The sequence below is a fragment of the Companilactobacillus bobalius genome (assembly GCF_002179915.1).
Classification (GTDB): Bacteria; Bacillota; Bacilli; order Lactobacillales; family Lactobacillaceae; genus Companilactobacillus; species Companilactobacillus bobalius.
On the sequence record NZ_MYFM01000001.1, the window covers coordinates 302,657 to 323,076 of the forward strand.

22 protein-coding genes and 1 pseudogene are annotated in these 20,420 nt (G+C 34.5%); 20 read left to right on the forward strand and 3 right to left on the reverse strand.

Annotated features, from left to right (window positions below):
• Window positions 1-24 precede the first annotated feature (24 nt).
• The 6 genes from LKACC16343_RS01395 (at window position 25) to LKACC16343_RS01420 (ending at window position 4,974) form a co-directional block, all read left to right on the forward strand.
• Window positions 25-465, forward strand: a complete 441-nt coding sequence (locus tag LKACC16343_RS01395; RefSeq protein WP_234032564.1) for a nuclear transport factor 2 family protein — start codon at window positions 25-27, stop codon at window positions 463-465.
• A 19-nt stretch (window positions 466-484) separates the two neighbouring features.
• The gene (locus LKACC16343_RS01400; RefSeq protein WP_056952494.1) at window positions 485-1,084 is read left to right on the forward strand and encodes an NAD(P)H-binding protein; all 600 of its coding nucleotides are present in this window, start codon (window positions 485-487) and stop codon (window positions 1,082-1,084) included.
• Between the two features lie 9 nt (window positions 1,085-1,093).
• Window positions 1,094-1,948 (forward strand): aldo/keto reductase, encoded by an 855-nt coding sequence (locus LKACC16343_RS01405; RefSeq protein ID WP_056952492.1) that lies wholly within the window; start codon window positions 1,094-1,096, stop codon window positions 1,946-1,948.
• 469 nt (window positions 1,949-2,417) lie between these two features.
• A complete protein-coding gene (locus LKACC16343_RS01410; RefSeq protein WP_056952490.1) occupies window positions 2,418-3,002 on the forward strand; it encodes a TetR/AcrR family transcriptional regulator in 585 nt (194 codons plus the stop codon).
• 70 nt (window positions 3,003-3,072) lie between these two features.
• The gene (locus LKACC16343_RS01415) at window positions 3,073-3,633 is read left to right on the forward strand and encodes a flavodoxin (RefSeq protein WP_056952488.1); all 561 of its coding nucleotides are present in this window, start codon (window positions 3,073-3,075) and stop codon (window positions 3,631-3,633) included.
• Window positions 3,634-3,645: 12 nt separating this feature from the next.
• Window positions 3,646-4,974 (forward strand): MFS transporter, encoded by a 1,329-nt coding sequence (locus LKACC16343_RS01420; RefSeq protein ID WP_082604528.1) that lies wholly within the window; start codon window positions 3,646-3,648, stop codon window positions 4,972-4,974.
• 62 nt (window positions 4,975-5,036) lie between these two features.
• Here LKACC16343_RS01420 and LKACC16343_RS01425 read toward each other — a convergent pair whose 3' ends face one another.
• A complete protein-coding gene (locus LKACC16343_RS01425) occupies window positions 5,037-5,915 on the reverse strand; it encodes a LysR family transcriptional regulator (RefSeq protein WP_056952486.1) in 879 nt (292 codons plus the stop codon).
• Between the two features lie 115 nt (window positions 5,916-6,030).
• Here LKACC16343_RS01425 and LKACC16343_RS01430 point away from each other — a divergent pair, with 115 nt between their 5' ends.
• From LKACC16343_RS01430 to LKACC16343_RS01465, 8 genes and pseudogenes are all read left to right on the forward strand, one after another.
• Window positions 6,031-6,507 carry a flavodoxin gene (locus LKACC16343_RS01430; protein WP_056952484.1) on the forward strand — a complete coding sequence of 159 codons (477 nt, stop codon included), beginning with the start codon at window positions 6,031-6,033 and terminating at the stop codon, window positions 6,505-6,507.
• 52 nt (window positions 6,508-6,559) lie between these two features.
• Complete coding sequence (locus tag LKACC16343_RS01435) at window positions 6,560-8,026, forward strand: MFS transporter (protein WP_056952482.1); 1,467 nt, start codon at window positions 6,560-6,562, stop codon at window positions 8,024-8,026.
• A 17-nt stretch (window positions 8,027-8,043) separates the two neighbouring features.
• Entirely contained in the window at window positions 8,044-8,703 is a 660-nt protein-coding gene (locus LKACC16343_RS01440) for a flavodoxin family protein (protein WP_056952480.1), read from the forward strand.
• 64 nt (window positions 8,704-8,767) lie between these two features.
• Window positions 8,768-9,355: a TetR/AcrR family transcriptional regulator gene (locus tag LKACC16343_RS01445; RefSeq protein ID WP_056952478.1), complete on the forward strand. Its 588-nt coding sequence runs from the start codon at window positions 8,768-8,770 to the stop codon at window positions 9,353-9,355.
• Between the two features lie 21 nt (window positions 9,356-9,376).
• On the forward strand, window positions 9,377-10,420 hold the full coding sequence (locus LKACC16343_RS01450) for a zinc-dependent alcohol dehydrogenase family protein (protein WP_056952476.1): 1,044 nt from the start codon (window positions 9,377-9,379) through the stop codon (window positions 10,418-10,420).
• Between the two features lie 250 nt (window positions 10,421-10,670).
• Window positions 10,671-11,489, forward strand: a complete 819-nt coding sequence (locus LKACC16343_RS01455) for an aldo/keto reductase (protein WP_056952475.1) — start codon at window positions 10,671-10,673, stop codon at window positions 11,487-11,489.
• Window positions 11,490-11,873: 384 nt separating this feature from the next.
• Window positions 11,874-12,725 (forward strand): GRP family sugar transporter, encoded by an 852-nt coding sequence (locus LKACC16343_RS01460; RefSeq protein ID WP_056952473.1) that lies wholly within the window; start codon window positions 11,874-11,876, stop codon window positions 12,723-12,725.
• Between the two features lie 26 nt (window positions 12,726-12,751).
• Window positions 12,752-13,536, forward strand: a pseudogene (locus LKACC16343_RS01465) (glucose-1-dehydrogenase).
• Between the two features lie 208 nt (window positions 13,537-13,744).
• Here LKACC16343_RS01465 and LKACC16343_RS01470 read toward each other — a convergent pair.
• Together LKACC16343_RS01470 and LKACC16343_RS01475 are read right to left on the reverse strand one after the other, a co-directional pair.
• Window positions 13,745-14,332: a site-specific integrase gene (locus LKACC16343_RS01470; protein WP_056952469.1), complete on the reverse strand. Its 588-nt coding sequence runs from the start codon at window positions 14,330-14,332 to the stop codon at window positions 13,745-13,747.
• A gap of 824 nt (window positions 14,333-15,156) precedes the next feature.
• Window positions 15,157-16,035, reverse strand: a complete 879-nt coding sequence (locus tag LKACC16343_RS01475) for a LysR family transcriptional regulator (RefSeq protein ID WP_056952467.1) — start codon at window positions 16,033-16,035, stop codon at window positions 15,157-15,159.
• Window positions 16,036-16,145: 110 nt separating this feature from the next.
• Between LKACC16343_RS01475 and LKACC16343_RS01480 the strand changes: the two genes are divergently transcribed.
• From LKACC16343_RS01480 to LKACC16343_RS01505, 6 genes are all read left to right on the forward strand, one after another.
• Window positions 16,146-16,652 (forward strand): LbetaH domain-containing protein, encoded by a 507-nt coding sequence (locus LKACC16343_RS01480; protein ID WP_056952465.1) that lies wholly within the window; start codon window positions 16,146-16,148, stop codon window positions 16,650-16,652.
• Window positions 16,653-17,387 (forward strand): SDR family oxidoreductase, encoded by a 735-nt coding sequence (locus LKACC16343_RS01485; RefSeq protein WP_056952463.1) that lies wholly within the window; start codon window positions 16,653-16,655, stop codon window positions 17,385-17,387.
• 23 nt (window positions 17,388-17,410) lie between these two features.
• The gene (locus LKACC16343_RS01490; RefSeq protein WP_056952461.1) at window positions 17,411-18,418 is read left to right on the forward strand and encodes an alpha/beta hydrolase; all 1,008 of its coding nucleotides are present in this window, start codon (window positions 17,411-17,413) and stop codon (window positions 18,416-18,418) included.
• 189 nt (window positions 18,419-18,607) lie between these two features.
• On the forward strand, window positions 18,608-18,997 hold the full coding sequence (locus LKACC16343_RS01495) for a hypothetical protein (RefSeq protein WP_087721247.1): 390 nt from the start codon (window positions 18,608-18,610) through the stop codon (window positions 18,995-18,997).
• A 12-nt stretch (window positions 18,998-19,009) separates the two neighbouring features.
• Window positions 19,010-19,753, forward strand: a complete 744-nt coding sequence (locus LKACC16343_RS01500; RefSeq protein ID WP_056952457.1) for an SDR family oxidoreductase — start codon at window positions 19,010-19,012, stop codon at window positions 19,751-19,753.
• A gap of 14 nt (window positions 19,754-19,767) precedes the next feature.
• Entirely contained in the window at window positions 19,768-20,406 is a 639-nt protein-coding gene (locus tag LKACC16343_RS01505) for an SDR family oxidoreductase (protein WP_056952455.1), read from the forward strand.
• Window positions 20,407-20,420: the final 14 nt, after the last annotated feature.

The window sequence follows — 20,420 nt, forward strand, 5'->3', positions numbered from 1 at the left end:
TAAAAATTAAGGAGTATTTATATTATGAACACACAAGAAATTTCAGACCGTATTGAATTAAAGGAACTAGTAGATTTATTTTCAAATTACTCAGATACAAAGGAAAACGATAAACAGGTAGCACTCTTCACTGAAGATGGTGTTGTAAACATTATTAATGATGGCAAAATCAGTTTCACTCTTAATGGAAGAAAAGAAATTTTTAATGCCTTCAGTTCATCAATGGACGAATATTCAGCCGTATTTCACATGAGTGGTCAACAAACAGTTAATTTTGTAGATGAAACTCATGCTAATGGCGTTGCCTATAACTATGTTGTGCTTGTCAAAAATAACGACGAAAATAAGACAGTTACAACTAAAGAGGGCGTTAGATACCAAGATAAGTATCAAAAAGTCGATGGTAAGTGGTTGATTTCCGAACGTAATTCAAACTTTATCTGGCATACAGAAGATATTAAATAAATTACTTGAAGATATTATTATGAAAAATGTATTAATTATTGGAGCAACCGGTTCAATTGGCAATGCAGTAAGACAGATGTTTTTAAGAGAAACAGATGCTCAGTTAACGTTATTTTCCAGACGAGCCAATAGATTAAAATTAGATAATTCTAGGGAAAAGTCTATTTCAGGAAGCGTAACAAACGATACTGAATTGGCACTGGCAGTAAAAAATCAGGATTTCATTTTTGTGGCTTTAAGTGGTGATATGAAGACATTTGCCAAGCATATTGTAAAGGTAATGGATCAAGAAAATGTTCAAAGATTAGTATTCATTACAACAATGGGTATCTATCAAGAGATTCCTTCTTGGTTAGGTAATTCTCCTGAGCCCTATAGCAATAGTATCTTAAGACCATTCAGAGAAGCTGCAGATTTAATTGAACAATCAGACTTGAACTATACAATCATTCGTCCTGGTTGGTATACCAACGGCCCTGTTAATTATGAAATTACGCAAAAAGGGGAACCATTTGGTGGACATGATGTTTCTAGAAACAGTATTGCTGACTATGTTGTTAAATTAAGCGAAAATACCACATTAGATAATAGATCCAGTGTAGGAATAAACGAAAACTAGGAGAAAAATATGGATAAAAAAATCACATTAAACAATGGCATTGAAATGCCGACTTTAGGATTTGGAGTATTCCAAATTCCTGATTACGATGAATGTAAACGGGCCGTTTTACAAGCACTTAAAAATGGTTATCATTTGATCGATACTGCAGCAGCTTATTTGAATGAAGGTGCTGTGGGGGATGCCATCAGAGAAAGTGGTATTAATCGAGAAGAGATCTTTGTAACAACTAAACTTTGGGTACAAGATGCAGGTTATGAAAATACTCAAAAAGCTATTGATGCTTCACTAAAAAGATTAGGTTTGGATTATATTGACCTATATTTAATTCATCAACCACTTGGCGATGTTTATGGTTCATGGCGAGCAATGGAAGATGCCTATAAAACGGGAAAATTAAAATCTATTGGTGTAGCTAATTTTGAAAATGATAGATTACAAGATTTGATGATGCACAATGAAATCAAACCAGCAGTTGATCAAATTGAATTACATCCATTCTTTGCCCAACCAGAACGTGTTCAATGGTTATTAGATAATGATATTGTACCAGAGGCTTGGGGACCATTTGCTGAAGGGAAACAAGGTATCTTTACTAACCCTACAATCAAGAAAATTGCTGATAACCATGGTAAAACAAATGGTCAAGTAATTTTGAGATGGTTAAACCAACGTAATATTGTTGTTATTCCTAAGTCTGTTCATGAATCTAGAATTATTGAAAACTCACAGATTTTTGATTTTGAGTTATCTGCTAAAGAGATGGAACAGATGAACTCATTGGATGAAGGTGTTAGTTTGTTTGGCAATATGAGCAATCCTGAAACAGTTAAGCAATTGGGTAATGTGAAATTTAATTATTAGTCAGTATTAATCAAAAGTGTTGATTCATTGTATGGATACCTTCCATATTTTATAAAATCAACACTTTTTTTAATGTAACATTTAGTATCAAAGAGTTAACGATCATTATCATGTTTCTAGTAAAGAATACTATACGTATAGCGTATAGCAGCATGTCAATCTAGTAATTTTCAAGTCAAATAAACGAATATATAATGTACTCATAAATCAAAGCAGAAACATAAAAATCAAATTATTAGGAGAATTAATAAGTTGAATCTAATTTTTTAGGATTGTACAACGAAGTTCCCGGTGAATTTGGACGTTGGAACTACAAGATGGTCAGATGTGAATACTCAAGGTGAAAATCGTCCAGTTTACTAAGAATTTAACAGATTTTGAAAGTTTAAAAATATGACCCGAAGTCATTGACTTCAGGTCATTAAAGAATTATAGTTTTCTACGTAATAAAAATAGTGTGGTGAGATAAATGACAAATAGACAGGTGGCAGCTGAAGCCACCAGAAAAAAACTAATTGCGACGGCTGACAAATTAATTAGGACTAAGGGTTACGAAAAGATGTCAGTTGAGGATATTACTAAGGCTAGTGGGGTAGCTAAAGGGACCTTTTACAACTACTTCAAAAAGAAGGAGGATATCACTTTGGCATTGAGCCAAAATCATCTTTCTAGTTTGAACAATCTGATTCCTGAACTCGGTGGTTTAGAACCGGAAGATGCTATTCGCAAATATTTAATAAATTATTTGCAAATTGTCGTTAAGTCAGGAGATAAAATGGCTCGGCAATGGATACGCTATATTGTTGATCCGAAAAATTATAAAAAATGGGAATTTGATTTGGATTCTTTGCAACAGTTGCTAGAAAAGTTATCTGCCGAACAAAAGCTTTCAAATAAAACTCCAATCAATGATTTGGCAAAGCTGTTGATGACGGAAGTTTACGGAATCGTCCTCAGTTGGTGTATTTCTCCGAATACGGTTGATCCAGTGAAGGATATTAAAACCTTTTGTGATTTGCAATTAACAGCTTTAATGAATGAGTATCTCAATTAAAACTTTGACTAAGGTCTAAGTTTTTCTTTTAAGCAAAAAGTGACTTGAAGTCATAATTAGGAGGACGCATATGATAACAATGGGACGTGGAGCCGTTTCAGATGGCAAAGATACTAATGAGAACCAAGCACCAACTAGAATTTTAGAAGGAAACAAAACAATAATCATTTATTTCTCAAGAAGTGGTAATACTGAGAAACAAGTTAGGCTAGCACAAAAAATTCTCAAGACGGATGTTTATGAACTAGTCATCACGAATCCTTATCCGTCCGACTATCAAACAACTGTTAATCGAGCAACGCAAGAACGTGAGAATCATGATTGGCCTACATTAGAAGGAAAAATTCCTGATTTATCAAAATATGACACGATTTTGTTAGGTCATCCAATTTGGGCAATGACGTTGGCTAACCCTATGCGCACTTTCTTGGAAAAATATGGTTCACGATTAGCCGATAAAAGACTAGCTTCATTCTCAACGAATGCTGGTTATGGATCTGGTGATACACAGGACTTATTACATCAACTAACACCGGATTCTACAATAATTTTAAACAACTACACAGTCGAAGATACGCACGCACTACAGACTGAACAGAGGTTTATTAAATGGTTAAAAAAAATAAATTAAGAAGGTTAAATCTTGAATAAACAAAAATTTGGAATTGCTTTACCAATCATTCTGTTAACATACTTTATGATTCTCTTGGACAATTCAATTATCTTTACAAGTACAGCTAAAATTGCAACTGATCTGTCACTTAATACTCAAGTATTATCATGGATTACGAATGCATATGCTTTAACATTTGGTGGTTTATTACTTTTCTCTGGTAAAGCAGGAGATGTCTTTGGTAGAAAGCAAGTCTTTTTAGTTGGGCTAGTTATTTTTAGTATTAGTTCATTATTTGTTGGATTATCAACTAATGCCGCAATGATTATTTCAATGCGTGCTATTCAAGGCATTGGCTCATCAATTTTGGCCCCTAGTACCTTAGCTTTATTAATGGATAACTATACCGATAATATGCGTACCAAAGCAATTGCTTATTATGGTGCAACTGGTGGTTTGGGTGCCAGCTTTGGATTGGTTATTGGTGGTATTATTACTAGTTACTTCTCATGGCGCTGGGGTTTCTTCCTCAATTTCCCAATTGGTATTGCAATGTTTCTTCTATCATTAAAGTATTTGGAATCTGAAAAAACTTACAGTGAAAAAATCGATATATGGGGTACGGTCTGGTCAGTATTTGGTATCTCGGCATTAGTCTATAGTATTGATGGAACGATTTATCGTTTTGGGGCTTTAGTAATCGCCGTAATCAGTTTGGTATTGTTTGTTTGGCAAGAAACACGTGCTAAAGAACCTATCATGCCATTGACTCTATTTAAAGACCCAGAGAGAAGTTTTGCTTATCTAGCTAGATTCGCTTATGTAGGGTTTGCACTATCATATTTTTTCTTAACTCCTTTAGCTATGCAACGTGTTTATGGATTCAGTCCTTTACAAGCAGCCCTAGGATTTTTGCCTGAAACGATTCCACAATTCTTGATGGCAACTGTTTTGACACGTTTGTCACTGAAGGTTAGTAATTCTAAACTTTTGATGAGTGGAATGGTCATTACTCTTATCGGAACGACTGCTTCAGCTATCATTGGTGTTCAATCAGGTTATATCTCGGCAATCGCTTTGCCAATGGTTGTTATCGGAATTGGTCAAGGGTTAGTTCTTAGTCCCTTGACAGTTTCAGGTGTAGCTAATACAACTCCTGAAATGAGCGGTTCAGCTTCCGGTGTTGTTAATACAGCACATCAAATCGGTGGTTCAGTTGGATTATCAATCATAGTCACCTTGACAAGTCAGTACGTCCAGCCAATTGTTTCATACAATCATGCTATCATTTGGATTTCAGTTTTAGTATTGATTGCGATGATCTTTTCAATTGGTGTTTTGAAAGTACATCATGAATAAAAAAAGAATGAGTCAAAAAAATTTTTATTACCATTAAGTAAGTCGTCGATATTGATATCTTTTTAGTCTAAATATTTGCTCCAAGCATCACTCATAGTTTGTAAAACAGCAATGATGTTCTTTTTTTGAGTTTTTAAATAAGCTGCATAAAAATCTACATTGCTTGCTTCGTCGCTAATAGGAACATTGACCTGATCATTATCTTCAAAGTTTCTGTCTCGATTAAGTTTAGAAATATTAGTGGTGAAATAAGGAAAGTCAGAATATTTTGTGATCTCGCGAAAAGCCTCTTGCTGATCCTGATATAAAAATTTTGCATCCGGAATACGATCTTCAGTGATTTTCTTCCAAATACCAATATCAGAAATAACAATGAAACTTAGTCCCTTCAAATCATCGAAAGAAACCGATTTTTTATTAGCTAATAGAGTAAATTGATTTAAATTCACGGATAGTTTTTCAGCTCCTATGTAACGTGATTCAATTTTGTCAGTCATAATTTCTTGATTAGTTAGGATAAGGGAATAATTATGATTCAATAATTCTTCAGTAACTGATTCAGGTTCTAATAGTTTATCAACCAAAGCAATATTCTGGTTAGGTAGTTTTGAATCCAAATGATGCAACAGCATTAAAGGACCCGGAGCAACAGCACCAATTCGGATGTTCTTATGGTTATAGTCGTACTTTTGTATGGTATCAATAAAGCTGTTGTTTTGATCAATGACCTTTTGAGCTTCCTTGGCTGCCAATTCACCGGTTTTGGTTAGTGAAATACGATTAGGTTGACGGTCAAAGATTTCGACATCTAATTCTTCTTCTAACTTTTGCATTCCTCGTGTAACGGTCGGTTGAGTAACCATCAAATGTTCTGCAGTTGCGGCCAAAGTTCCGTATTCTTTAAACGTTACGAGTTCTTCCAATAAGTAATTATCAATCATTAATAACACCTCTTAGTATACGCCACTTGCATACTAGCATATACATCTAGTAATTTTCAAATGATTTGCTAAGACATAGAATAAATACGTAAATTAATTACAGAGGTACAAAATTATGAAAACAATGATTCTATATTATTCTTGGTCAGGCACAACGGCTCAGGCAGCTAACTTGATGCAAAAAGTTACTGATGGCGATCTAGTGGAATTAAAGGTGGCTAATGGTACTTTTTCTGACAATATAAATGAGACATCGGATCTTGCAAAGAAACAGAGAGAGTTAGATGATTTGCCAACATTAATGAATAAAATACCTGATTTAAAGGGTTATGATCTAATACTGATTGGTGGTCCCGTATGGAGTGGATTAGTTTCTACACCAGTTCGATCATTATTAGAACAAATATCTGAATTCAAGGGTACAGTTATTCCGTTTTATACAAGTGTTGGTAGTGATCAGAACTATGAAGATGATTTTAAAAAATTCGGAGGAAAATTAAAAATAGAAAAGGGATTAAGAATGACTTCTTACAGTTCGGAAAAAGAAGAAGCTTCTAAATTAAAAAATTGGTTTAACAGTTATAAAGAATAAAGTTTATTTCGGTTAAAAGATGACCATTGGTCATTTTTGAAAAGGAGATATTTTGAGTAGAAATAGGAAAATACTAGTTACTCTTGCCTTACTTATGTCAAATGCCATGGTAGGACTTGACGGCACAATTGTTAATACAGTATTACCAGCAATTATTAGTGACCTCCATGGATTACAATTCATGGGATGGATTATTGCTATTTTTTTATTAGGAATGGCGGTATCTACACCACTTTGGAGTAAGTTTGGTGAAAGAAAAGGAAATAAAGTTGCTTATGTAACTGGAACGGCCTTATTTGGTATTGGGGCCCTGTTACAAGCAATTTCTCCAAATATTATTTTATTTATCATTGCACGTGGATTGATGGGGATTGGTGCAGGTGGAATGAATACTATTCCGTTCATTATCTATGCCCAAATGTTTAAAAATATAAAACGTTGTGGACAGGTTATTGGTATAGCAACGGCAAGCTTTAGTACAGCATCTATTGTGGGTCCATTAGTTGGTGGTTGGCTAGTTGAAGTATTAAGTTGGCATTGGGTATTTTTAATTAATATTCCAATAGCTATTATTTCAATTTTATTGGTTCTAATATTTTTCAATATTCCTGAGAAATTAAATAAGAAAGATATTGATTACTTAGGAGCAGTATTAATGGTTTTAGGATTAGTGATTATTCTTACTGGTATCCAATTCATTGGTTCAATGAGTTCTTGGTTAATAGGAGTTTTATTAATAGTTGGTATTGGCTTATTAATAGCTTTAACATTTGTTGAAAAGAAAGTTAGTGATCCAATTCTTCCTGATCGATTGTTTAAGAATAAGGAACTGATGGTAGATTTTTCTTTATTTGCTTTATTATGGGGATCATTTGTAGCTTTCAATATTTATATTCCTATGTGGGCTCAGGGAATTCTTGGATTAAGTGCGTTAATTGGGGGAATGACACAAATACCTGGTTCAATAACTAATTTTATCGGTTCAGAAATAGGTCCAATTTATCAGAATAAATTAGGTAAAAATGGAATTGTTGGATTGGGAACAGCCGCATTTTTAATCAGCTTTATAGGTATGTCGATTGCTAATGTGAATACTAGTATTGTTTTCTTATTGGTAATGGGAGCTCTTGAAGGTTTGGGATTAGGATTGTCGTTTAACGTCCTACAGATTGCAGTTCAAGAGGATGCAGAAACACAAGACGTTCCAGTAGCAACATCGTTTGCATATTTAGTTAGAATATTGGCCCAAACATTTATGTCCTCAATATATGGTGTAATTCTTAATCACTATTTATTTAAAGGTATTAAACAAAGTGATGGAAAAATTACGATGCATATGATGAATAAATTAACTAATTCTCAAACTGCTGGTCAATTACCTAAAATACTATTACCTTCAATGAGAAAAATTTTGTATAACGGGATTCATTATATTATGTTAACGACAATTATATTATTACTAGTAGCGGTAATTGTGTTAGCTAAATCATCGTTTAAATCAAAACAAGGGGATAGATAAAAGAAAGGAGAAAATATATGCGATCAAGCTTAGGTCCAATAGTAGGTAAAATTAATAATAAGAATATTTACGCTAATCAGTTATTAAGAAAAAACAATGCGATTTGGGAAGGTGGACGTTATACACCCTCAGACGGTAGTGACACTCAGAGTGGAGGAACAGTTAAAAAATTGACTCAAGATGCTAAAAGTATCGTAATTTATTGGTCACGTTCAGGATCAACTGAGTTATTGGCAAGCAAGATAGCGTCTATTACTAATAGTGATATTTTGCAAATAACCTTAAAGGAACCTTATCCAGCTGATTATTTAAAAACCAGATCTCGAGCTAATTTTGAACGAGAGAATAACATTCCTCCAGAACTGAATATGGAATTACCCAAGCTTGATCAATATCATACTGTATTTTTAGGATATCAGACCTGGGCTATGACATTGAGCCAACCGATGAAGGCGTTTCTGTTGAAATATGGTTCAAAACTATCAGGTAAAGTAATTGCTCCCTTTGAAACTCAGGGTGGTTTTGGAAGAGGAGACAGTATTGATATTATGGAAAGAATTGTTAAACAAAAGGGTAGCTCTAATAATCTGTTTGAACCATTACTGATGGTAAATGGTAATATGGTGGATCAAGCGGATGAGAAAATTGAGCAATGGATTAATACTTTTGAAAAGTAAGATATGTCAGAACTTTGTAGTTTTGTTAGTATTGAAATAAATCTAATAGAATTGAAGAATAAATATGGGAAAAAGAGAAGACAATGCGATTGCAATTAAGAATAGGTTATTGGAAACAACGGATAATTTGATTCAGAAATATGGTTATCAAAATGTTTCCGTGGCGGATATAACCAAGGCTTCTGGAATTGCAAAAGGTACTTTCTATAATTATTACAAGAAGAAGAACGACATTATTAATGATCTTGGAAAAAAACACTTTTCAGAGATTAATCAAAAAATCGATACTTTGGCACATGATCATTCGGCTGTAGAAAGTATTGGATATTATTTGAAACAATATGTAAATATTATTACTAGAGTGGGTGTTATTAGAGTTAAGACGTGGATTCAATTTATTATTATTCCTAATGATGATAAGACAAAACTGGATTATGATTTATTATCATTAGTTAAGTTGATTCAAGGCCTAGTAAATAATAATAAATTGTCTCCAAATACCCCAGTTAAACATTTAGCCGACTTTATTTTGACATATGTCAATGGAGTGATTTTTAGTTGGACTGTAAATGAACAAAAAGATCCAGATAAAATAATTCATGATTTTTGTGAATTAGAATTGGTTTCTTTATTAAAACCATATCAAAAATAATAAAAATGGAGAATATTAAATATGAAAGCAGCAACCTTTGTAGAACCAGGAAAAGTAGAAGTAAGAGAATACGATAAGCCAGAAATTCAAGAACCAACCGATGCAATTATTAAAATTGTTCGTGCTTGTGTCTGTGGATCTGATCTTTGGTGGTATCGTGGTATTTCAAAGCGTGAATCAGGCTCGACCGTGGGGCATGAGGCTATCGGTATTATCGAATCCGTCGGTTCAGAAGTAAAAGATGTTAAAGTTGGGGATTTTGTTATTGCTCCATTTACACACGGCTGTGGTCACTGTGCTGCTTGTCTAGCAGGTTTTGATGGTGATTGTTTGAATCAAGAAGCTGGTGGCAATGAAGGTTATCAAGGTGAATACTTGAGATTTGTTAATGCTAACTGGGCTTTAGTTAAGATTCCTGGTCAACCTGAAGATTACTCTGATGATATGCTTAACAACTTTTTGGCCTTAGCTGATGTTATGGCTACTGGTTTCCACGCCGCAACTAGTGCTGAAGTTAAAAAAGGTGATACCGTCGTGGTTATGGGTGATGGTGCCGTTGGTTTGAGTGGTGTTCTTTCAGCTCATTTGCTTGGTACTAAGAGAATTATCGCTATGAGTCGTCATGAAGATAGACAAGAACTAGCTAAAGAATTTGGTGCGACGGACATCATTCCTGAACGTGGTGATGAGGCAGTTGAAAAAGTTATGGAATTAACTGGTACAGGGGCCGATGCTGTCCTTGAATGCGTCGGAACAGAACAATCAGTTGATACGGCTGTTAAAGTAGGTCGTCCCGGCGCGGTTGTTGGTCGTGTAGGTGTACCTCAAAAGTCTGAAATGAATACAAATGAATTATTCTTTAGAAATATTGGTTTACGTGGTGGAATTGCCTCAGTAACAACTGATGATAAGAATGTTTTATTAGATGCTGTTTTGAGTGGCAAGATTAACCCCGGAAAAGTCTTTACTAAAAGATTTACACTTGATGAAATTCAAGACGCATATGAAGCAATGGATAAACGTACAGCTATCAAGTCCCTTATTATTGTTGACAAGAGTATATAAAATAAATTAAAGGCTCTTAGCAGCCTCATTAGTCATTAGAATCAGTTGAGCTCTTTTTATTTCAATAAGTAGTAGTAAACGTTGAATGAATATTAGCATATCTATCTAATGATCTTCAAAAAAACTATCAAGATCATAGAATAAGACTCATAAAGTTAGTAACAACGAGGTGGAACAAATAAAAATTTATAGTCACAAAATATTAAGGGGAAAGTCAACGGAATATATCACATTAAATAATGGTGTAAAAATGCCAATGCAAGGTCTTGGTGTTTTTAGAATAGATGATCCAAACGAATGTGAGAAAACTGTCTATCAAGCATTAAAGGCCGGTTACAGATACATAGATACAGCAACAGCTTATCAGAATGAGGGTGCAGTCGGACGTGGAATCAAGCGTTCTGGTATACCTCGTGAAGAATTATTCATTGCCACAAAGCTGTGGGTTACTGATGCTAATTATAATGATACTAAGAATGCTTTTGAGAAATCATTAAAATTATTAGGCCTAGACTATTTGGATTTATATATAATTCATCAACCATATAATGATTACTATGGTGCCTGGAGAGCTATGGAAGAATTATATCAGGCAGGAAAAATCAGGGCACTAGGAGTAGATAACTTCCGTCAAGATCGTATGGCTGATTTTGTTCATTTTAATAAGATCAAACCTCAAGTTAATTATTTAGAAACACATCCGTTCTACCAACGTACAGAAGAACTAGAATATTTGAATTCAGAAAATATTGTCCAAGTCGCTTGGTCACCATTTGCGGCTGGAAAGTTCAATGTATTCAAGGACGATACTTTGAACAAAATCGCTGAGTCTCATGGCAAAAGTGTTGGGCAAATTATTTTACGGTGGTTGTTTCAAAGGGGAATTGCTTCAATTCCTAAAACAACACATATCGCTAGAATGAAAGAAAATATGAATATCTTTGATTTTAATTTATCAAGTGAAGAGATGAATAAAATTCTTAAACTCGATAAAAATAATTCAGTTGCCGGCAATCGTGAAACTGCAAAAGAAGTTAACAACTTCTTTGATGCCTTCAAAAACATATAATAAGATCATATCTCAATTTTTATATAATTAATGTAGTTGGATTGGCAAAGGGTATATTAATAATTAAAATAGGCTATCTAAAACAGTTTAGATAGTCTATTTTTATACACAATCAAATAATCACAAACAACTTGACTCGAGACATAATTAAGCACAATCGATAAATTTCAATCATTAGTCGAATGTAATCCTTTAGTATTATCTGATGCTTGAGATTGTGGAAGCATCAACAAAGCGAGTAACTAAACTTAACATCATTTTATATTCTCCATACATCAAACGTATACTACCATGTTTATCTAGTAATTTTTTTATTAGTACGATGGACATATACTATATTCATCGCTTGAGAGAGATATAAAAAAATTTTGGAAGTGGAACAGTATGAATATCGTATTAATGTTATTACCTGCTATTGCTTGGGGAATATTACCGTTAGCAGTTGCTCGAGTAAATGGAAAACCAATCAACCAGATCTTTGGTACTGCCATTGGAACTTTGATTGTCAGTATCGTTGTATTTTTAATCATGAGACCAAGTATTTCAATTACTAGTTTTATCTTGGCCGCCTTAGCTGGTGGATTTTGGATTATCGGTCAACTTGGTCAATATAATGCTTATCGTTCAATCGGTGTTTCACAAACGATGCCAATTTCAACAGGATTGCAGTTGATTGGAACAGCCTTTATCGGTGTTTTAATTTTTGGTGAGTGGGCTTCAACTAACGCCAAAATCTTTGGTATTATCGGAATTTTATTATTGATTGTTGGAGTTTCACTTACAGCCAAGAAGGACAATAAAGCACCCAGTAATAATCAGACAAGAACTGTGATCATGTTGGTCTTAACAACAATTGGTTTCTTAGTTTATAACTCAATTCCAAGAGCAATGACTTCATCAGGTTTAGCAATCTTTTTACCGGAATCGGTCGGCATGGTAATTGCAGTTCTACTTTATATTATTTTTACTCGTCAACCTCAAGTCCTAAAAGAAAAAGCTAGTTGGCAAAGTTTGCTAGCGGGATTCATTTTCTCGATTGCATCTATTACATATATTTTATCGGTTCGTGATAATGGTGTTAATTCAGCTTTCGTCATTTCACAATTGTCAGTTGTTCTATCGACCGTTGGTGGAATGGTATTTCTACATGAATCAAAAACTAGACATGAATTACTACTAACAATTATTGGTTTGATCCTAATTGTTAGTGGAGCAATCGTAACAACTATTTTTTAAAACAAATTTATTGGAGGAATTTTATTATGTATGAAGATCTAAATAACAAAGTAGCAGTAATCACAGGTGGTTCAAAAGGAATTGGAACTGCTATTTCAGAACGTTTTGGCAAGGAACGCAGTCGGTCGTTATCAACTACAACAGCGATGAAAATGGTGCTCAAGAAGCAGCAGACAAAGTAATTAAAAATGGTGGTAAGGCTGTGATTGTTCAAGCCAATGTTGCCACTGAAGAGGGTAATGCTTCATTATTAAAGGCTGCTCTCGATAACTTTGGTGGCTTAGATGTTTGGGTCAACAATGCTGGTATGGAAATTAAATCAGCTACTCATGAATTATCCTTAGATGATTGGAATAAGATGATTGCTGTTGATCAGACAGGTGTTTTCTTAGGTTCTAAAACGGCTCTAGCATATTTCAAGAAGAATAATAAAAAGGGTAATATCATTAACATGTCTTCTGTCCACGAACAAATTCCATGGCCAACGTTTGCAGGTTACGCTGCTGCTAAGGGTGGAGTAAAGATGTTCACTAAGACGATTGCCATGGAATATGCAAAAGACGGTATTCGAGTTAATGCCATCGGACCTGGTGCTATTAATACTCCAATCAATGCAAAGAAGTTCGCCGATAAAGAACAATATGATCAAACTGTATCAATGGTTCCGATGGATCGAATCGGTAAGCCAGAGGAAGTTGCAGCCGGTGCTGCTTGGTTGGCTTCAGATGAATCAAGCTATGTAACTGGTGTAACACTATTTATTGATGGTGGTATGACACTTTATCCTGCTTTCATGGATGGACAAGGTTAATTTAAAATCGGCCGTTTAGAGTTATCAGTAAATATAAATTAAACAATTCAATTTTAAACAACTTATTTTAATTAATGTTATGTAACCTTAAATGATGCAGATATTATAACTATAATAAAATAGGATTCGGTATTGGAAATTTCACAATACTGAATCCTATTTTATTTGAAAAGCTTATAGAGAATATTATTATTTGATTGAGCTTCCGTTATCCAAAATCAATCTGATCAAGCATTGCTTCACGGGATTCCTGATCAAGTCCTAAATATGCTAAAGTCATCTGCTGACTACTATGGTTCAACAATCTCATCACTAAACCAATGTTGTAATTGGATTGAACGTACACACGATAGGCACCAGTCTTTCTCATTGTATGTGTACCCAAATAATTAATATTCAACAAGTCACCAGTTTTAGCCATTACCTTATAAAATTGTTTTTCGGTTATATGTCGTTCTGGTCTTTGCATTGACGGAAACAGCCATTCAGAATTCACTTTATTCTCTAACAGCCATTTTTGATAAATCAATAGATCACGAGTAATAGGTTTTAAATATAACGTATTGGGCTTGCCAGTTTTTTTATCATGGATAAAGGCTGTTTTCTTTAACTCATCATATTTGTCAAAGACATCGTTGTACTTCAAAGCTAAAACATCAGAGACTCGGAGTAGGGTAGCCTTGCCAGTTTGAAAGATCGTATAATTTCTGCGACCATATTTAAAATTTCGTAATAACGTATCTTGTACTTCACTTAAAATGTTACTGTCTTTGATTGGTAAAACTAATTGCTTCATTATTTCTCCATTCAGAACAATTGATAGTGATTTTAGAAGCCAATTACTTAAAATGCCGGTTTAATAGGCTTCTTGGTTATAGGGACTATTATTTAGTATATTGAATAAATAACCCCTAAGTATTAATTGTAATTTTTTTAGCTTGCTACGTCAATGTTTTGTAGGGGCTATTTCTTACAAATAGCCCCTGTTTTTGACGAGAAAAAGTAATTTTAACGAATCTTAATTCTACGGTCCAGTTCATTCTTTTAATGACCAACTATATATTCTCGTTTCGTAGAATGCGTCTGTCAGCATCACTGATTTTGAACAGTAAAAAAGACCCATTAGGGTCTTACTTCATAAAAATTGAACATATGCATAGTCAAAATATAGATTTTAATATTGCACTTATAAAAAAAGACCATCCTAAAAAATATTAAAGGATGGTCTCCAAAGCTACATTTATTTAAATTGTCTCTTTTTTCTAATATGGAAAAGAAGAAACATATGAACAAAAAGCTTTTCATGCTTCAAGCATATTATTTATGTAACGCAAATCCCACTTAGGGTTAGGCAACTGCTTCATTAAGTAAGGATACCTATTTTAAATTAAACTGTCACATTATTTCTTTTAGTCTTTAAAGTTAAACAAAGCTTGCTTGTTTATCTTAAACTTTAACGGACTTGTAATCTTAACAGATCACAAAAATGATATTCTTTTCTTCCCAAATCTAGGGGAGAAACATATGGACAAAAGAGGTCTTATGCCCTTAGCACATTGTTATAGTAGCACCACTGCATAGCAGATTAAACAATTAGGAATGGACGGTTCGAATATATCATCACTCATTAAGTGAAGCACGTAATCTCTTTACAAATAATTGATCAACTTTCGATAGGACAGTATTCTTTTTCCAAACCACAGTAATAGGTTCGGTTATCTTGGGTTCTAACGGCCGAAAAGTTAATACTTTACTATCGTTGTCACTTAGAAGATGATCAAACGTCAACATATATGAATGACTACTTTCCACTAATAGTTCGGCGTTAAACGCTAGGGTGAAGGTACCCATAATATTCATCTTAGGACCAAGGTTTCCCCACCAATTGTCAAAACGATTATTTGTCTTTGCCTGTGAAGAAATCAGAATAGGCAATCCCAATAAATCTTTTGAAGTCACAGATTTTTTAGCAGCTAACGGGGCATCTTGACGCATAATCACACCCCATTGATCTATCTCGGGAATCTGTAAATAATTAAAGTCACTTAAGTCACGTTCACCCATGAATACAGCAAAGTCCAGAGTACCGCTGTTTAATTTACTCTCCATCTCATTAGCGTCACCACTGATTAAATGCACCTTAACATCAGGGTAATCTCGATTAATATTCCCCATAACGTCAATAATTCTTTTCATTCCAACACTTTCACCGGCACCAATCGTCAAGTCCCCACCAATCACTTGATCAGTTAAAATATTGGCGGTAGTTTTATCTGCCAAATCAACAATCTCACTAGCCTTTGAACGAAGATATTCGCCTTCGGACGTTAAGGTTATTTGTCTATGTCCACGAATAAACAATTGGGCACCTAATTCATTTTCCAAATCAGATAACTGTTTAGAAAGTGCCGGTTGGGAGATAAGCAATTTTTCGGATGCTTTAGTAATATTTTTTTCTTGAACAACAGCTAAGAAATATCGTAAAACTCGTAGTTCCATTTGTTTTTCCTTCTATAACTTTTATTTATGTTTATTCATATTTTAGAAGTATTTCACATAGATAGCAAATCATTTTATACTATAGTCATTCAGTTGAAAGGAGCAATTAAATGACATGTCAAACCGACCTGTTTAAGGTTGACCAACGATTAGTTGAACAGAATCAACGTTTACTGCAACATCTAAATACTGGTCGAACTTGTTCCCAAGAGACTAATCAATTGCTAAGTGAAATATTCGGTTATCAATTGGATTCGACTAATGAAATTAGATTACCATTTCATACTGATTACGGTCGCAATATAAAACTTGGAAAAAACATTTTTATTAATTGTGATGTAACTATGGTCGACATCGGAACTATCAAAATCGATGACAACGTAATTATTGGTCCTAACACAACTTTGCTGACAACAGATTACTCTACTAAGTCAAAAAAGAAACCCATCGTAATTGAAAAGGGAGCTAAAATTGGTGGACACGTAACTGTTTTACCTGGTGTCACTATTGGTAAAGAAGCTACCGTTATTGCCGGCTCAGTTGTTACCGCTGATATAGCCGCCTATAGTGTTGTTACTGGTAATCCTGCAAAAATTATAAATAAAGGAGAAAGATAAATGAGTATTGAAAATAAAGTTATTGTTATTACTGGAGCCTCAAGTGGTATAGGAGCTGCCACAACTAGAGAGTTAGCTAAACATCATGCCAAATTAGTTATTGGTGCCAGAAGATTAGATCGACTAAATGAATTAAAAGCCGAATTCCCTGATGAACAGATCATAACTCAAAAGGTAGACGTAACTAACTTTGATGAAGTACAAGCTTTAATAGATACAGCCAATAATGAATTTGGACGTATCGATGTCTTATACAATAATGCTGGAGTAATGCCCGTTAATGCATTAATCAACCGTGCTCGTGACGAATGGCAACAAATTTTAAATGTTAATATCATGGGTGTGCTAAATGGAATTGCGGCTGTTCTACCAACTATGGTCAAGCAAAAGTCAGGCCATATTATTGCAACTGATTCCGTAGCTGGACATGTAGTTGTTCCTAATCTAGCCGTCTATAATGGTTCCAAGTTCGCAGTTAGAGCAATTATGGAAGGGTTACGTCAAGAACAGCACAACAACAATATTCGAACAACTATAGTTTCACCGGGGTCAGTTTCTACAGAATTATATAAATCAATTAAAAATCCTGATAATCAAAAAGCCGAGATTGAAGTAGAAAAGCAAATTGGTTTGTCAGCCCAAAATATTGCAAAATCAGTTACTTTTGCCATTGATTCACCAGACAACATGGATGTAAATGAAGTTATCATTCGTCCAATCAAACAAGATATATAATAGAAGAAAAGAGAAAATAAATTATGAGTAAATTAGCAAATGATACAAGAGTTTTTAAAATTAATCCAGAAATTGACGTTCAAAATGTTCGTTTCAAAAATCGTTTTGGTTTCATTCTAGCCGGACATCTCTACCCACCATTAAACTTTGATAGTAACAAGAAGTATCCAGCAATCGTTATCTCAGGACCATTCGGTGCGGTCAAAGAACAACCAAGCGGTCTTTATGCTCAAACATTAGCTGAAAAGGGCTTTGTTACTGTAGCTTTTGATCAATCAACCACTGGAGAAAGTTCTGGTAGCGTTAGAAATGTCGCCTCACCAGATATTTTTGTCGAAGACTTCTCCGCTGCCGTTGACTTCATTGGACTTCAGAAGTTCGTTGACCGTGAAAGAATCGGTGCTATTGGTATCTGTGGTTTAGGTAGTCATGTTTTAACTGCAGCGTCAATCGATGTTCGTATCAAAGCCGTTGCCACATCAGTTATGTATGATATGTCAGATTCTATGTGGATGGGATTAAATAATTCTAAAACTGAGAAACAACGCGAAATCGAAAAACAAACTTTGGCAAATCAACGTTGGAAGGATGCTGAAAAAGGTATACCTGCTAATGGATTACACGAATTGCCATTTGATGGAAATGACAAACCACTTCAATCAGATACTTTATTTCCAGAAAACTTACCAGCTAATGCTGACTCTGTAACAAAAGAATTCTTTAATTACTATCGTGGTCGTGCTTTCCATCCCCGTTCAGTTAATTCAGCTTCAGCTTGGACTGCCACAACTCCATGGGGTTACTACAATTTCCATTTGCAAGAACATATTGAAACGATTTCTCCACGTCCAGTCCTTATCGTTACTGGTGAAAAAGCTCATTCACGTTATATAGCTGAAGAATCATATAACCGTTTGAAAGATCCAAAAGAGTTAGTTATTGTTCCAGGTGCTACACATACTGACTTATATGATCAAATGAATTTGATTCCATTTGATAAATTTGCTAATTTCTTTAAGGAAAACCTTTAATTAGTTTTTCTTTATTTACAAACAGGCCTATAAAAATACTGCTATTCTAAGTAACCATTATTAGGATAGTAGTATTTTTAGTATCAACTGTTAGTTAATACTATATCAATTATCAGATTCTTCAAATAAGTTAATATCCGACTATACTAGTATTTGTAATCAAGGAGATATGAAAGAAAGGAAATGAGAATGAACAAAAAGTTAAAATACATCATCCGTACTTTACTGGTATTCGGAATTTTATTGATTATCAGTATCAAATTTGGACCCAAAGATGATATCTCGGCCAGCAAGAACAACGTAAATACTAGTCAGGTACATAAAATCACTAATCAAGACATTGTCGGCACCTGGGTCAATCATCACAACAAAGATCTTCATCAAAAAATTACTTTTACTAAAAATCATAAATGGAAAGAAAATCAACATGGTATCACCAATATTTATTCTGGTACCTGGAAGATAGTCGGTAAACGAACAATTCGGCTTGCACCATATGATGAAAAAATTGTTTTCAATAAACACAGCAAGAAACAAATGAACGTCGTTAATTACAATCATATTTTAAACAAAAATTAGGAGGACATTAATATGTCAGTAGAAAATAAAGTCGTTGTTATTACAGGAGCATCATCAGGTATTGGAGAAGCCACAGCTAAACTATTAGCTAGGAACGGTGCCAAAGTTGTTTTAGGAGCTAGACGTGAATCTCGTCTTCAAGAAATTAGTCAGGATATTATCGAAGCCGGTGGACAAGCTGCTTATCGTGTTACCGATGTTACTGAACCTGAAGATTTGAAAGCTTTAGTTGGCCTAGCCAAAGAAAAATTTGGAACTATCGATGTTATTTATAACAATGCTGGAATTATGCCCACATCCCCAATCAGTGCTCTAAAGGTTAATGAATGGAACGCCATGATTGACGTTAACTTGAAAGGTGTCCTTAATGGCGTGGCAGCAGTTATGCCCGATTTTACATCTCAAAAACATGGTCAAATTATTACAACCTCATCCGTTGCTGGTTTAAAGAGTTTTGTTGGATCAGGTGTTTACGGTGCTACTAAATTTGCCGTTAGAAATTTAATGGAAGTCATCCGTATGGAGAGCGCTCAAGAACACACTAATATCCGTACTGCTACAATTTATCCAGCTGCCATCAATACCGAATTACTACAACATATTACTGATAAGAATGCTAAACAAGGAATGGACAAGCTTTATCAATCAGTCGGTATCACACCTGACGCCATTGCCCGTGTAGTCAACTTTGCTATCGATCAACCGGAAGATGTTAACGTAAATGAGTTTACTGTATACCCAACTAAACAAGGATAATTAAGGAGAATAAAATGCAAAACGTTATTTTATTAGGCGCCACAAGTAATATTTCTAAATATTTGATTCCCATGCTGTTGAAAGAAACTAATGTTCATCTGACATTATTCGCTAGAAATGCTAATAAACGCTTAGCACAATTCAATGACAATTCTCGAATAACACTCTTCGATGGTAACTGGAATGAACTAGAGGACCTCAAGCACGCTATTGCCGGACAAGATATAGTTTACCTAGCCACAGGACACTTTGTAGAGGCAAATCAAAATGTCGTTCAAGCTATGAAACAGAAAAAAGTTAGTCGTTTGATTGTTGCCGGTGGTCTCGGTATTTACGATGAAGTCGCTGGGAAATTCGGACAATGGAATGCTCGTATGATGGGAGATTATACCATTATCAAACAAGCCGCTGCTGTTATTGATAATAGTGGATTAAACTACACTTTCTTTAGAATGACATGGCTTTATAACCAAGATGGTAATTACAACTATCAAGTAGTTCCTCAGGGTCAACCGATGAAGGGAACTCAAGTAACACGTCAAGCTGTTGCTAAATTGATAACCGATATTGTTAAACAACCAACACTCTACGTTAAACAAAGTATCGGTGTTGTAGAACCAAATACTGAATGGGACAAACCATCTTTTTATTAATTTGGGAGAAAATA

Excerpts from the sequence above, each read along its gene's own strand:
- LKACC16343_RS01395 (WP_234032564.1), top strand. The coding sequence starts at position 25 with ATGAACACACAAGAAATTTCAGACCGTATTGAATTAAAGGAACTAGTA.
- LKACC16343_RS01400 (WP_056952494.1), top strand. The coding sequence starts at position 485 with ATGAAAAATGTATTAATTATTGGAGCAACCGGTTCAATTGGCAATGCA.
- LKACC16343_RS01405 (WP_056952492.1), top strand. The coding sequence starts at position 1,094 with ATGGATAAAAAAATCACATTAAACAATGGCATTGAAATGCCGACTTTA.
- LKACC16343_RS01410 (WP_056952490.1), top strand. The coding sequence starts at position 2,418 with ATGACAAATAGACAGGTGGCAGCTGAAGCCACCAGAAAAAAACTAATT.
- LKACC16343_RS01415 (WP_056952488.1), top strand. The coding sequence starts at position 3,073 with ATGATAACAATGGGACGTGGAGCCGTTTCAGATGGCAAAGATACTAAT.
- LKACC16343_RS01425 (WP_056952486.1), bottom strand. The coding sequence starts at position 5,915 with ATGATTGATAATTACTTATTGGAAGAACTCGTAACGTTTAAAGAATAC.
- LKACC16343_RS01430 (WP_056952484.1), top strand. The coding sequence starts at position 6,031 with ATGAAAACAATGATTCTATATTATTCTTGGTCAGGCACAACGGCTCAG.
- LKACC16343_RS01440 (WP_056952480.1), top strand. The coding sequence starts at position 8,044 with ATGCGATCAAGCTTAGGTCCAATAGTAGGTAAAATTAATAATAAGAAT.
- LKACC16343_RS01445 (WP_056952478.1), top strand. The coding sequence starts at position 8,768 with ATGGGAAAAAGAGAAGACAATGCGATTGCAATTAAGAATAGGTTATTG.
- LKACC16343_RS01450 (WP_056952476.1), top strand. The coding sequence starts at position 9,377 with ATGAAAGCAGCAACCTTTGTAGAACCAGGAAAAGTAGAAGTAAGAGAA.
- LKACC16343_RS01455 (WP_056952475.1), top strand. The coding sequence starts at position 10,671 with ATGCCAATGCAAGGTCTTGGTGTTTTTAGAATAGATGATCCAAACGAA.
- LKACC16343_RS01460 (WP_056952473.1), top strand. The coding sequence starts at position 11,874 with ATGAATATCGTATTAATGTTATTACCTGCTATTGCTTGGGGAATATTA.
- LKACC16343_RS01470 (WP_056952469.1), bottom strand. The coding sequence starts at position 14,332 with ATGAAGCAATTAGTTTTACCAATCAAAGACAGTAACATTTTAAGTGAA.
- LKACC16343_RS01475 (WP_056952467.1), bottom strand. The coding sequence starts at position 16,035 with ATGGAACTACGAGTTTTACGATATTTCTTAGCTGTTGTTCAAGAAAAA.
- LKACC16343_RS01480 (WP_056952465.1), top strand. The coding sequence starts at position 16,146 with ATGACATGTCAAACCGACCTGTTTAAGGTTGACCAACGATTAGTTGAA.
- LKACC16343_RS01485 (WP_056952463.1), top strand. The coding sequence starts at position 16,653 with ATGAGTATTGAAAATAAAGTTATTGTTATTACTGGAGCCTCAAGTGGT.
- LKACC16343_RS01490 (WP_056952461.1), top strand. The coding sequence starts at position 17,411 with ATGAGTAAATTAGCAAATGATACAAGAGTTTTTAAAATTAATCCAGAA.
- LKACC16343_RS01495 (WP_087721247.1), top strand. The coding sequence starts at position 18,608 with ATGAACAAAAAGTTAAAATACATCATCCGTACTTTACTGGTATTCGGA.
- LKACC16343_RS01500 (WP_056952457.1), top strand. The coding sequence starts at position 19,010 with ATGTCAGTAGAAAATAAAGTCGTTGTTATTACAGGAGCATCATCAGGT.
- LKACC16343_RS01505 (WP_056952455.1), top strand. The coding sequence starts at position 19,768 with ATGCAAAACGTTATTTTATTAGGCGCCACAAGTAATATTTCTAAATAT.